At 62.5% G+C, this 13,898-nt stretch carries 6 protein-coding genes and 1 pseudogene; 5 read left to right on the forward strand and 2 right to left on the reverse strand.

Going from position 1 to position 13,898, the window contains the following annotated elements:
* Positions 1-9: 9 nt before the first annotated feature.
* Positions 10-1,416, reverse strand: a complete 1,407-nt coding sequence (gene glnA / locus KI241_RS01700) for a glutamate--ammonia ligase (RefSeq protein WP_042731312.1) — start codon at positions 1,414-1,416, stop codon at positions 10-12.
* Positions 1,417-1,745: 329 nt separating this feature from the next.
* Here glnA and thiI point away from each other — a divergent pair, with 329 nt between their 5' ends.
* On the forward strand, positions 1,746-3,200 hold the full coding sequence (thiI, locus tag KI241_RS01705) for a tRNA uracil 4-sulfurtransferase ThiI (RefSeq protein WP_042731311.1): 1,455 nt from the start codon (positions 1,746-1,748) through the stop codon (positions 3,198-3,200).
* Positions 3,201-3,338: 138 nt separating this feature from the next.
* Entirely contained in the window at positions 3,339-5,159 is a 1,821-nt protein-coding gene (gene typA, locus KI241_RS01710; RefSeq protein WP_042731310.1) for a translational GTPase TypA, read from the forward strand.
* A gap of 192 nt (positions 5,160-5,351) precedes the next feature.
* Here the strand turns inward: typA and KI241_RS01715 are convergent, their stop codons facing one another.
* Positions 5,352-5,789 carry a YkgJ family cysteine cluster protein gene (locus KI241_RS01715; protein WP_042731318.1) on the reverse strand — a complete coding sequence of 146 codons (438 nt, stop codon included), beginning with the start codon at positions 5,787-5,789 and terminating at the stop codon, positions 5,352-5,354.
* A gap of 254 nt (positions 5,790-6,043) precedes the next feature.
* Between KI241_RS01715 and KI241_RS01720 the strand changes: the two are divergent.
* From KI241_RS01720 to KI241_RS01730, 3 genes and pseudogenes are all read left to right on the forward strand, one after another.
* A pseudogene (locus KI241_RS01720) lies at positions 6,044-8,493 on the forward strand (glycogen/starch/alpha-glucan phosphorylase).
* Between the two features lie 293 nt (positions 8,494-8,786).
* A complete protein-coding gene (locus tag KI241_RS01725; RefSeq protein ID WP_212803288.1) occupies positions 8,787-12,416 on the forward strand; it encodes a DUF2339 domain-containing protein in 3,630 nt (1,209 codons plus the stop codon).
* Positions 12,413-13,789 (forward strand): DUF3999 domain-containing protein, encoded by a 1,377-nt coding sequence (locus KI241_RS01730; protein WP_212803289.1) that lies wholly within the window; start codon positions 12,413-12,415, stop codon positions 13,787-13,789. The genes KI241_RS01725 and KI241_RS01730 overlap by 4 nt, the downstream gene beginning before the upstream one ends.
* Positions 13,790-13,898: the final 109 nt, after the last annotated feature.

Raw genomic sequence — 13,898 nt, forward strand, 5'->3', positions numbered from 1 at the left:
GCTACCGGATCAGCAGCTGTAGTACAGCTCGTATTCCAGTGGGTGTACAAAGGTGCGAACCTTGATTTCTTCTTCGCTTTTCAGTGCGATGTAAGCGTCGATGAAGTCGTCGCTGAATACGCCGCCCTTGGTCAGGAACGCACGGCCCTTGTCCAGCTCTTCCAGGGCTTCTTTCAGGCTGCCACACACCTGTGGGATTTCCTTGGCCTCTTCAGGCGGCAGGTCATACAGGTTCTTGTCGGCGGCATCGCCAGGGTGGATCTTGTTCTGGATACCGTCCAGGCCGGCCATAATCAGTGCAGCGAAGGCCAGGTATGGGTTGGCAGCCGGATCCGGGAAGCGGGCTTCGATGCGGCGGGCTTTAGGGCTGTTCACGTATGGGATACGGATCGAGGCGGAACGGTTGCGAGCCGAGTAGGCCAGCATGACCGGTGCTTCGAAGCCTGGGACCAGACGCTTGTAGGAGTTGGTCGACGGGTTGGTGAAGCCGTTCAGAGCCTTACCGTGCTTGATGATACCGCCGATGAAGTACAGGGCGGTGTCCGACAGGCCGGCATAGCCTTCGCCAGCGAAGGTGTTCTTGCCGTCTTTGGAGATCGACACGTGGACGTGCATGCCCGAACCGTTGTCGCCGTACAGAGGCTTGGGCATGAAGGTCGCGGTGCGGCCGTAGGCGTCGGCTACGTTGTGGACGACATACTTGAGGGTCTGGACTTCGTCAGCCTTCTTGACCAGCGTGTTGAATTTCACGCCGATTTCGTTCTGGCCGGCAGTCGCCACTTCGTGGTGGTGAACTTCGACGGTCTGGCCCATTTCTTCCAGTGCGTTGCACATGGAGGTACGGATCTCGTGGTCGAAGTCGAACGGTGGTACTGGGAAGTAGCCGCCTTTCACGCCTGGACGGTGGCCTTTGTTGCCGCCTTCCACGTCCTGGTCGGACATCCACGAACCTTGTTCGGAGAAGATCTTGAACATGGAACCGGAGATGTCGGACTTGAATTTGACCGAGTCGAAAATGAAGAACTCAGGCTCCGGACCGAAGAAAGCGGTGTCGCCGATACCGGTGGACTTCAGGTATTCCTCGGCGCGGTGGGCGATGGCGCGAGGGTCGCGGTCATAGCCTTGCATGGTCGAAGGCTCGATGATGTCGCAAACCAGGATCAGGGTCGGCTCTTCGGTGAATGGATCCAGGACGGCGGTTTCGTCGTCCGGCATCAGGATCATGTCGGAGGCTTCGATGCCTTTCCAGCCGGAGATGGAGGAACCGTCGAACATCTTGCCGATTTCGAAGAAATCGTCGTCCAGGGCATCACGGGCCGGCATGGTCACGTGATGTTGAGTGCCTTTGGTGTCAGTGAAGCGCAGATCAATCCACTTGACGTCATGATCTTTGATGAGTTGAACCGACTTCGACATATGTCCTCCGGGTGGCTTCGGGCGGGTAATGGTGTGCCCTAAGATATGGGTGATGCCGGCGCGAATACTCTGCCAAGGCAACCTGCCTCACAAGGGAGCAATTTGCATGCCAGTGCCCCAGCAATGGGTTTTTTGCACCAAATCCACGCTTTTCCAGCCAGAAACCGCAGATTGTCCGACAATGATGCACCGCAAAGTGGCGTTTTAAGGAGGGCTTGACCTGTTTTGGTGCATGCAAAACCATCTTCACATTAACTGGTTAAACCTTGAGCAATTTCCGCTATAATCCGCGCCCCCCTTTTTCGGCTGGCCGTTCGCGCGCTGTTTTCATGAAACTAATCGTAAAAGTCTTCCCCGAAATCACCATCAAGAGCCGCCCGGTCCGGATGCGTTTCATCCGCCAGTTGGCCAAGAACATCCGTGCCGTGCTCCGTGACCTGGATCCGGCTGTGGTGGTGAATGGCGTGTGGGACAACCTCGAGCTGGAAACCCGTGTCAGCGAACCCAAGATCCTGAAGGAGATGACCGAGCGTCTGAGCTGCATGCCGGGCATCGCGCATTTCCTGCAGGTGGACGAATACCCGCTGGGGGATTTCGACGACATCCTCGCCAAGTGCAAGCTCCATTACGGTGATGCGCTGGCCGGCAAGATTTTCTCGGTGCGTTGCAAGCGTGCCGGCAAGCACCCGTTCAGTTCGATGGACGTGGAGAAGTACGTGGGCAGCCAGTTGCGCCAGCAGTGCGGCGCCGCCGGTATTTCATTGAAGGACCCGCAGGTCGAAGTGCGCATCGAGATTCGCGACCAGCGGCTGTTCGTCATCCACAGCCAGCACGACAGCATTGGCGGTTACCCGCTGGGTTCGCTGGAGCAGACCCTGGTGCTGATGTCCGGCGGTTTCGACTCCACGGTCGCCGCCTACCAGATCATGCGTCGCGGCTTGATGGGGCATTTCTGCTTCTTCAACCTGGGCGGACGTGCCCATGAGCTGGGCGTGATGGAAGTGGCGCACTTCATCTGGAAGAAGTACGGCAGCTCCCAGCGTGTGCTATTTGTGAGCGTGCCATTCGAAGAAGTGCTGGGCGAGATTCTCGGTAAAGTCGACAACAGTCATATGGGCGTCATTTTGAAGCGTATGATGTTGCGTGCCGCGTCGAGCATCGCCGACCGCCTGCACATCGATGCGCTGGTCACGGGCGAGGCGATCTCCCAGGTCTCCAGCCAGACGCTGCCGAACCTGTCGGTGATCGACTGCGTCACCGAAAAACTCGTGCTGCGCCCGCTGATCGCCAGCCACAAGCAGGACATCATCGACACGGCCATCGAGATCGGCACCGCCGATTTCGCCCGGCACATGCCGGAGTACTGCGGGGTCATCTCGGTCAACCCGAAGACGGCGGCCAAGCGCGGGCGGGTGGAGCATGAAGAGAAAGAATTCGACATGGCGATTCTCGAGCGTGCGCTCGAAAATGCCAGGCTGGTGCCGATCGATCGCGTGATCGATGAACTGGGCCAGGACATTCAGGTTGAAGAAGTCGGCGAAGCGCTGGCCGGTCAGATCATCATCGACATCCGTCACCCGGATGACGCTGAAGACGACCCGCTGGAGATCGCCGGCATCGAGGTACAAACGATGCCGTTCTATGCAGTGAACGCGCGTTTCAAGGAACTGGACCCTACTCGCCAGTACCTGCTGTATTGCGACAAAGGCGTGATGAGTCGCCTGCATGCCCACCATTTGCTCAGTGAGGGGCATGCCAATGTGCGCGTTTATCGACCGAGCTAAGTGCCCGGGGCTGTTTGCCTGTGGCCTGCGTCACCGGCCCCCCGACGCCGCCGGCAAGCTGTAACGGCTTTGTCGGACTCAACGTAAATCGCTGTCACGTCCTGTCAGCACACCGAATCCTCTGATCGAGATACACAAGTGATCGAAAATCTACGCAACATCGCCATCATTGCCCACGTTGACCATGGTAAGACCACCCTGGTAGACAAACTCTTGCGTCAATCCGGCACCCTGGAGCGCAACGAGCTCAACGACGAGCGCGTGATGGACTCCAACGACCAGGAAAAAGAGCGCGGTATTACCATCCTGGCGAAAAACACCGCCATCAACTGGAATGGCTACCACATCAACATCGTGGACACCCCGGGCCACGCCGACTTCGGCGGTGAAGTAGAGCGCGTGATGTCGATGGTCGACTCCGTACTGCTGCTGGTCGATGCCCAGGACGGCCCGATGCCGCAAACCCGCTTCGTGACCAAGAAGGCGTTCGAAGCCGGTCTGAAGCCAATCGTCGTGATCAACAAGGTCGACCGTCCGGGCGCGCGTCCTGACTGGGTCCTGGACCAGATCTTCGACCTGTTCGACAACCTCGGTGCCACCGACGAACAACTGGACTTCCAGGTCGTCTACGCCTCGGCCCTGAACGGCATTGCCGGTCTGGACCACACCGCCATGGCTGAAGACATGACCCCGCTGTACCAGTCGATCGTCGACAACGTACCGGCCCCTGCCGTTGACCGTGACGGTCCGTTCCAGATGCAGATCTCTGCCCTGGACTACAACAGCTTCCTGGGTGTGATCGGTGTTGGCCGTATCGCCCGCGGTCGTATCAAGCCGAACACCCCGGTCGTCGCCATCGACACCGAAGGCAAGAAGCGCAACGGCCGTATCCTGAAGCTGATGGGCCACCACGGCCTGCACCGTGTGGACGTCGAAGAAGCAGCCGCCGGCGACATCGTCTGCATCAGCGGCTTCGAAGAGCTGTTCATCTCCGACACCCTGTGCGACCCGACCGCTGTCGAAGCGATGAAGCCGCTGACCGTCGACGAGCCAACCGTTTCCATGACCTTCCAGGTCAACGACTCGCCATTCTGCGGTAAGGAAGGCAAGTTCGTGACCAGCCGTAACATCAAGGAGCGTCTGGACAAGGAGCTGCTCTACAACGTGGCACTGCGCGTTGAAGAAGGCGACTCGGCCGACAAGTTCAAGGTTTCCGGTCGTGGTGAGCTGCACCTGTCGGTACTGATCGAAACCATGCGTCGCGAAGGCTTCGAAATGGCCGTGGGCCGTCCTGAAGTGATCATCCGCGAAGTCAACGGCACCAAGCAGGAACCGTTCGAGAACGTCACCATCGACATCCCTGAAGAATCCCAGGGCAAGGTCATGGAAGAAATGGGCCTGCGTAAGGGCGACCTGACCAACATGTCCCCGGATGGCAAGGGCCGTGTACGCCTGGAATACAACATCCCTGCTCGTGGCCTGATCGGTTTCCGTAACCAGTTCCTGACCCTGACCAACGGTGCTGGCATCCTGACCTCGATCTTCGACCGCTACGACACCATGAAGTCCGGCCACATGTCCGGCCGTCAGAACGGTGTACTGGTCTCGGTAGAAACCGGCAAGGCGCTGACCTACTCCCTGGAAACCCTCCAGGCGCGTGGCAAGCTGTTCGTCGAACACGGCCAGGAAATCTACAACGGCCAGATCGTTGGCCTGAACAGCCGTGACAACGACCTGGGCGTCAACCCTACCAAGGGCAAGAAGCTCGACAACATGCGTGCTTCGGGTAAAGACGAAACCATCGCCCTGGTTCCACCTGTTCGCTTCACCCTGGAACAGGCCCTGGAATTCATCCAGGACGACGAGCTGTGCGAAGTGACGCCGAAGTCGATTCGCCTGCGCAAGAAGATCCTGGACGAAGGCGAGCGTACCCGCGCTGCCAAGAAAGCCAAGAACTGATCTTTTAGCCTCGGCTGAATGAAAAACGCCCCCGGTCGTGAGATCGGGGGCGTTTTTTTATGCCTGTGATTTTTTAGCGCCTATTCGGCCTCATCGCGAGCAAGCTCGCTCCCACAGGGTTCAGCGCTGTCCAGGTGGGAGCGAGCTTGCTCGCGATAGCGTCAGCCCAGGCACCGCTGAAACATCAGCGGATCAAAACCGATCCAGCGTCCGCGGATTACGCTCGCGCTCCACTTCCTTGGGCTTGTACGCGCAGTAACCTGGCCGTGGCCCGATCCGCGGATGGTTGCGGCAAGTGTCCGGGCGCTTGTCATAAATGGTGCACAGGCGGCTCTTGCGGTCCAGATAAAGGCAATCGTTGTTGCTCATGCGCTGGAGCGTGAAGATTTCCGATTTCTGGTTGTAGCGCTCGACGATCCCTTCCTTTTGCAGGCGTTTGGCGATGTTCTTCGGCGGATCGCCGAGCTCGAACTCGTCGACGATGCCAATCCGGATCAGGTCCTTGATCTTGACCTCCACCGGCAGCGTGCAGCAGCTCGATACGCAGGAACCGCACATCGGGGCGGAATACTTGGCCCAGGTATCGAGTCGGTCGATCTCCGCGGCGGCGATCAGGTTGGGCTTCATCATGAGGGTGTACCGGCGTGTATCAGGGCGCGCGATCATACCGGGACTGGTGAAATTTTGAACGACCATCTGCCGGTTTTTTTTCATTCGAGACGAGGCGCCCCAGACCGGCACGGCCCCTGCATTCATTCGTCCATCCGGCAATTCTCTGGCGGCGATTCTCCGGCACGGGAGGAAAAACCACCGAACCTGCGCCTGTGCCGTCTGTCAGACCGACTAGGCTCAGACAATTCCCTGCTCGTTCGAGGTCTTCATCAATGACTCAAGAACCACTTGTTCGCGAAGCCGAAGTGGCTGCATTTCGCGATGCCGTATTGACCAAACTCACTTACGCCGTCGGCAAGGACCCGGATCACGCGTTTGATCATGACTGGTTCGAAGCCATTGCCCTTGCCGCCCGCGACCACATGGTCGACCACTGGATGGACCATACGCGACAGATCTATCGCAAGGGCCAGAAGCGGGTCTATTACCTCTCCCTGGAATTCCTCATCGGCCGCTTGCTCTACGACAGCCTGAGCAACCTTGGTCTGCTGGACACCGCGCGTGAGGCCCTGACCGAGCTGGGCGTGGATCTGGAGCGCATCCGCCTGCTGGAGCCCGATGCGGCGCTGGGCAACGGTGGCCTGGGGCGCTTGGCGGCGTGCTTCATGGAAAGCATGTCGACCCTGGGCATCGCCGGCCATGGCTACGGTATTCGTTATGAGCACGGCCTGTTCCGCCAGGCGATGGTGGATGGCTGGCAGCAGGAACAGACGGAACATTGGCTGGATTTCGGCAACCCGTGGGAGTTCGAGCGGCCTGAGGTGGTCTATCCAATCGGTTTTGGCGGCAGCGTCGAGACCGTGACCGACGACACCGGCAAGACCCGGCAAGTCTGGTCCCCGGCCGAAACCGTGCGGGCCATTGCCTATGACACGCCGGTGGTCGGCTGGCGTGGCGCCAGCGTCAACACCCTGCGCCTGTGGCGGGCCCGCGCCATGGAAGACCTGCACCTGGAGCGCTTCAACGCCGGCGACCACCTGGGCGCGGTGGCGGAAGTGGCTCGGGCCGAAAGTATCTCCCGCGTGCTGTACCCCGCCGACAGCACCGAGGCCGGCCAGGAACTGCGCCTGCGCCAGGAATACTTCTTTGTCGCGGCATCGTTGCAGGATTTGCTGCGCCGTCATCGCAACATGCACACCTCGGTGCTGACCCTGGGCGACCACGCGGCGATCCAGCTCAACGACACCCACCCGTCGATCGCCGTGGCCGAGCTGATGCGCCAATTGGTGGACGTCTACGACGTGGCGTGGGACGCGGCCTGGCAGGTCACCCAAGACACGCTGTCCTACACCAACCACACACTGCTGCCCGAAGCCCTGGAAACCTGGCCGGTCGGGTTGATGGAGCGCATGCTGCCCCGGCACATGCAGATCATCTACCTGATCAATGCCCAACACATCGATTCGCTGCGGGCCAAGGGCGTGCATGACTTCGATGTGCTGCGCTCGGTGTCGCTGATCGAAGAGGACAATGGTCGGCGGGTGCGCATGGGCAACCTGGCGTTCCTCGGTTCCCACAGCGTCAACGGGGTGTCCGGCTTGCACACCCAACTGATGCGCAGCACGGTGTTCTCCGAGCTGCACAAGCTTTACCCCGAACGGATCAATAACAAGACCAACGGCATCACCTTCCGCCGTTGGCTATTCCAGGCCAACGCCGAATTGACCTCGATGATGGTCGATGCACTCGGCCCGAGCGTGCTCGACAACCCCGAGGAGCGCTTGATCGAACTGGAGCCGTTTGCCGATAAGCCGGCGTTCCGCAAGCAGTTCGCCGAGCAGCGCCTGCACAGCAAGAAGGCCCTGGCTTACCTGATCCACGAGCGACTGGGTATCGCCGTGAACCCGGCGGCGATGTTCGACGTGCAGGTCAAGCGCATCCACGAGTACAAGCGCCAGTTGCTCAACCTGCTGCACACCGTGGCGCTTTACCAGGCCATCCGCGCCGAGCCGGAAGTGGATTGGGTACCTCGGGTGAAGATCTTCGCCGGCAAGGCCGCTGCCAGTTACCACCAGGCCAAACTGATCATCAAGCTCACCAACGACATCGCCCGGGTGGTGAACAACGACCCGACCGTGCGCGGCCTGCTCAAGGTGGTGTTCTTGCCCAACTACAACGTCAGCCTGGCCGAAAGCATCATTCCGGCGGCGGATTTGTCGGAGCAGATCTCCACCGCCGGTTTCGAGGCGTCGGGCACCAGTAACATGAAGTTCGGCCTCAACGGGGCGTTGACCATCGGCACCATGGACGGTGCCAATGTGGAGATGCATGAGCGGGTGGGGGTGAGCACATGTTCATCTTCGGCCTGACGGCCGAGCAGGTGGAAGCGCGCAAGCGCAATGGCGAGTTCAGCGCCGCGCCGGACATCGCCGCGTCCCATCGCCTCAACGACGTGCTGCAGGCGATTCGTGGCGGGGTGTTCTCGCCGGACGATCCGATGCGCTACACCGGGCTGGTGGATTCGCTGATCGACTACGACCGCTTCCTGGTCTGCGCCGATTTCGATGCCTATTGGGATGCCCAGGCCAAGGTCGAAGAGCGCTGGCACGACTCCAAGCAGTGGTGGCGCTCGGCGGTGCTCAACACCGCGCGCATGGGCTGGTTCTCCTCGGACCGGACCATCCGTGAGTACGCCACCGACATCTGGAAAGCCTTGGAGTAGCGTTTGCTGTAAGAAATGTGAGCGAAGCCCAACGGCGACTGGGCTTCGTCGATATACTAGGCGCCAGTTTCGCCGGGCTGTGTGACTGGGCTCATCTATTGCAGTGTCACCCATCCAGTGTGGGAGCGGGCTTGCTCGCGAAGGCGGTATGCCAGGCAACATCGTCATTGCCTGACACACCGCCTTCGCGAGCAAGCCCGCTCCCACATGAGATGGTGTGGTTTTCACTGGATTGAGCCAGGCACCGCATCGCCCCGGTTATGCCCGCAACGGGCCGCTTAGGGATATCGACCATGCAATGGATCTTGACGCTGTTAGGCCTGGCACTCGGCTGGGTGGTGGATGAGTCGTTCGCCGACGCGCTGATAGGCGCGCTGGTGGGGCTCGGCATTGCCCAGGGGTTTCGCCTGAGCCGCCTGGCAGCCCAGGCGGCCGAACAGCAGAACCTGCTGCGCAAGACCCAGCAGGCCCTCGACACGCTGGAGCAGCGCCTGGCCCTGTTCGAGCACAATCGCGCCCCGGTGCCGAGCGAACCGGCCGCGGCGCCGGCGCGGGAAATCATCGTGGCCCGGGTGCCGGAGCCCGAGGTTAAGGCCGAACCGGAGCTGGTCTGGGAACTGCCTGCTGATCTCGAACCCATTTCCGCTCCCGCGATGGCTGCCGAGGCCAGCCAGCCGTTGCCCGACGATGTCTGGACGCCTGCGCCCGTCAGTCGGCGGCAAGACCGCCCAGTGGCGTCCGAGCCCGTGGAGCCGGTCATCGCGCAACCGGCGGCGCCCCGTGGGCCGAACCTCATCGAGCGGGCCTTGGCGGGCGCGCGCAACTGGCTGTTCGGCGGCAACACGGTGCTGCGGGTTGGCGTGGTGCTGTTGTTCCTCGGCCTGGCGTTCCTGCTGCGCTATGCCACCGAAGGCATGGTGGTGCCCATCGAGCTGCGGTATGCCGGCGTTGCCGCCAGTGCCCTGGGCCTGCTGGGCCTGGGCTGGTGGTTGCGCCAACGCAACAATGGCTATGCGTTGATGCTGCAAGGCACCGGGATCGCGGTGCTCTACCTCACGGTGTTCGCCGCCATGCGCTTGCACCCGCTGCTCGACGCCAAGGCGGCCCTGGGCCTGTTGGTGGCGGTCACGGTGTTCTCGGCGATCCTGGCGGTGACCCAGAACGCCTTGGGCCTGGCGGCCGCCGCCGCGCTGGGCGGGTTTGCCGCACCGATCCTGACATCTACCGGCAGTGGCAATCACGTCGCACTGTTCAGTTATTTCATCCTGCTCAATGCCGGCATCCTGGCGATCGCCTGGTTCAAGGCCTGGCGCCTGCTCAACCTGATCGGTTTTGTCGGCACGTTCGGCATCGGCATCGCCTGGGGGCTGCGCTCCTATACACCGGAACTGCTCTTGAGCACCGAGCCGTTCCTGGTTGTCTTCTTCCTCATGTACCTGGCGATCGGCTTGCTGTTCACCCGGCGCAAACTCCTGGAGATGAGCGACGCCCCCGCGGACGGCAGCCGTGAAGCCTTGCTGCGCTGGTCGGCGCACAAGGGCGATTACGTCGATGGGACGATGCTGTTCGGGCCGCCGCTGGTGGGCTTCGGCCTGCAATTCGTGCTGGTCCAGCACCTGGAGTTCGCCGCTGCTTTCAGTGCCCTGGCCCTGGGCATGATCTACATGAGCCTGGCGCGTGTCCTGATGGGCGGCCGTGCCTTGTTGCTGGCCGAGACGTGTCTGGCCCTGGGGGTGATCTTTGCCAGCCTGGCCATTCCCCTGGGCCTCGATGCCCGTTGGACATCGGCGGCCTGGGCGGTGGAGGGCGCGGGGATCTTCTGGTTGGGCCTGCGTCAGCAACGACCCGTCGCCCGTGCCTTCGCCCTGTTGTTGCAACTGGGCGCGGCGCTGGCGTTCGTCAGCGAACTGCGCGGCGGCACAAGCAGCCTGCTCGACGGCGCGCCGTTGGGCGCCCTGATGTTGGGCGCTGCCTTGCTGTTTACCTTCTACCAATTGCGCCAGGCCGAACCACAGCAGGCCTCGCCCTGGGAGCGTCAAGGCTTGCCGGTGCTGGCCGTTTTGGGGCTGGCTTTCCTTTATCTGTTAGCGCCGCTGTTTTTCTTTGCCCACGGCACGGCCATCGCCTGGGCCCTGGCGGGGCTGGCAACGTTGTTCGTGGGCTTGCGCCTGCACTCGCGCAGCTTCCTGTTCACCGCGTTTGCCGTGCAACTGCTGGGCGGTGCGCTGTTCCTGATGCGCCTGCAAGGCGCCGAGGGTGATTCAACGGCGGTGTTCAGTGCCGGCTGGAGTGGTTTGCTCAGCGCCTCACTGATCGGCCTGGCCTTGATTGGCGGCATGTTGCTGGCGGCGCGTGACGACATGGTGCGCAACGATGTACGCCTGCTGCGTGGGTTGTCGGTGGTGTTGTTGGCAGGGTTGGTGTTGATCAACCTCGCCGTGCTGTTCGTCCTGCCGTGGCAAACGGCGAGCGGTGTGTGGGCCGCCAGTGGCCTGTTGATCATCTGGCTGAGCCTGTACCTGAAGCAGCGCGCCAGCTTTGTCTTCGGCCTGTTGTTGCAATTGCTCGGTGGCGCGGCGTTTCTCACGGCGGGGCCGGCATTGCTCGGGCCGCTCGACGCCGAGGGCCTGCGTCCCCTGGCCCATGGCGGGTTCTGGACGCCGCTGGTATTAGGGTTGGCGGCGCTGGTCGGCGCCTGGCGCTTGCAGCGAGGGCAAGCGGCGACGGTGTTCGAGGCCTTGAGCCTGCGGCGTTTGTCCGAGCTGCTGCTGGTCTGGGGCGCCGGTTGGTGGGCGTTGGCTTGGGTCAGCGAAGTGCTGCGGTTCGCCCCGGCGCACCTGTCGGGCAACCTGCTGCTGGTGGTCGCGGCTGCCAGTGTCGCGGTGTGGGCCTTGTTGTCGCTGCGCTTGAAGTGGCCGGCGCTGGGCGTGCTCTGCACCTTGCTGATTCCGGCGGCGGGCTGTGTGCTGGTGGCGAGCTGGCACAACCGCTATCACCCAGCCGCGGAGTTTGGCTGGCTGGCCTGGCTGGCGGTGTTCGCCGTGCATTTGCTGTCCCTCAAGCGCCTGGCGCCGACGCTGCCGGCCCAGGTTCGCAGCACCGCCCATGTGCTCGGCGCCTGGCTGCTGATCGGCGTGCTGGCGCTGGAGTTGCGCTACGGTCTGCTGTTGCTCTCCGAAGCGTACAACGCCTGGCGTTGGCTGGGCTGGGCGATCCTGCCGAGCCTGTATCTGGTGCTGATGGCCTCGCCGCGGGCCTGGCCATGGCCGGTGGCGGCCCAGCCGCGTGAATATCGTCTCTATGCGGCGGCGCCCCTGGCGCTGTTGATGCTCGGTTGGTTCTGGCTGGCGAACACCTTCAGCGATGGTACGGCGCAGCCCTTGCCTTATGTGCCGCTGCTCAATCCGCTGGAACTGGGCCTGCTGTTTGCCTTGTTCGGTGTCTACGTGTGGGCGCGCAGCGCGGTGGCGCAATTGACGCTTCGTTGGGCCCATGCCGAGCATGTCGCTCAGTTGCTCGCCGGGCTGTCGCTGTTCGCGTTCTTCACCGCCGTGGTGATGCGCAGCGCTCACCACTGGATCGGCGTGCCGTTCGAACTGGACGCCCTGCTCGACTCCATGTTCGTGCAGGCCGGGCTGTCCATCGTCTGGACCCTGATTGCCCTGGGCCTGATGATCGGCGGGCACCTGCGGCATCGTCGCGAGGTCTGGCTGGTCGGCGCGGCGTTGATCGCGGTGGTGGTCGCCAAGTTGTTCTTTGTCGAGTTGAGTAACCGCGGCGGTCTGGCGCGGATCGTGTCGTTCATCGGTGTGGGCGTGTTGCTGTTGGTGGTCGGCTACTTCGCGCCGCTGCCACCCAAACGCTCGGAAGCGGTCGAATCGACCGAACCGCCAATACCTGTCAGTGAGGGAGTGTCATCTTGAGTCGCACGTTGAATCGGATCGGGCTGGGTGTGGTGGGGTTGTGGGTGGCCTTGTCGGCCACCGCCCAGGAGCAACCGGCGGATTTTGCCCACCAGGTGCCCTTGGCCTTGAGCGGTGAGGGGCCGTGGTATCGCCTGTCATTGCCCTTGGACGTGCAACTGCAGGCGCGGCAGGCCGACTTGAGCGACTTGCGGGTGTTCAACGCCGCCGGGCAGCCCCAGGCTTATGCCTTGGTGCGCGAGTCGGCCCAAAGCCGGGAAAACCGCACCCTCACCGACGTAAAGTGGTTCCCCCTGTACAACGCCGCCGATGACAACGAGCGCGCCCCCAGCGTGCGGGTGCAATCGAATGCCAATGGCACGCTGGTAGAAGTCCAGCCATCCAGCCGCCTTGAAGCCGGTGAGGAAGAACTGCGTGGCTGGCTGTTGGACGCCAGTGCGATCAAGGCACCGTTGCAGCAGTTGATCCTCGACTGGACCAGCGAGCGCGACGGTTTCCAGCGCTTCACCATCGAGGCCAGCGACGACTTGCAGCACTGGCAGTCCTGGGGTGATGGCCAGGTGGCGCGCCTGACCTTTGCCGATGAGCGGGTCGAACAGCATGAGGTCAACCTGCCGGGGCAACCGGCGCGTTACCTGCGCCTGTTGTGGGATTCACCGTCCTCCGCACCGGTGCTGACGTCGGCCCAGTTGCAGAGCACCCGCCACGAGAGCCTGCCGTTGCCATTGGTCTGGTCGCAGCCTTTGGCCGGCACCACCCTCAAGGCCGGTGAATACACCTGGCAACTGCCCATGGGGTTGGAGATCGAGGAGGTGCAGGTCGAGCTGAGCCAGGCCAACAGCCTGGCGCCGGTGACCCTGGCGGGGCGGCGTGAAAGCAGCCAGCCGTGGCAACCGATGGGCAGTGGCCTGCTGTATCGCCTGACCCAGAACGGCCAGGATGTGCAGCAGAACCAGTTGCAGTTGTCTGGCCAGACCGTGCAGCAATTGAAGCTGACGGTGGACGAGCGGGGCGGAGGCCTCGGCACCGAAGCGCCGGCCCTGCGTTTTGCCGTGCGCCCGACCCAGGTGGTGTTCCTGGCGCGTGGCGAGGGGCCCTACAGCCTGGCTCTGGGCAGTGCGACGGTGAAGGCCGCGAGCCTGCCGCTGACCACCCTGGTGCCGGATTATCGCCCCGCGCGCTTGGCCGCCCTGGGTTCGGCGACCATGAGCGCAGTGACCACCTCCACCACGGTGGCCGCACCGGCCGCCGCGCCTGCGCCAGTCGACCCCTCCTGGAAGAAAATCGGCTTGTGGGCGGTGTTGCTGCTCAGTGTGTTGTTCCTCGGGGCGATGGCGTTCAGCTTGCTGCGCAAGCCGCCGGTCAAGTCCTGAAGATGGGCATGACTGAGCACCGAGTCGCCTGATTCGCGAGCGAGCCCGCCCCACATTTGGCCCTGTTCGACAGGACAATTGGGTCGCCTGTGGGAGCGGGCTTGCTCGC

The organism is Pseudomonas sp. Cab53 (assembly GCF_018325965.1).
In the GTDB taxonomy this organism is placed as follows: Bacteria; Pseudomonadota; Gammaproteobacteria; order Pseudomonadales; family Pseudomonadaceae; genus Aquipseudomonas; species Aquipseudomonas chlororaphis_E.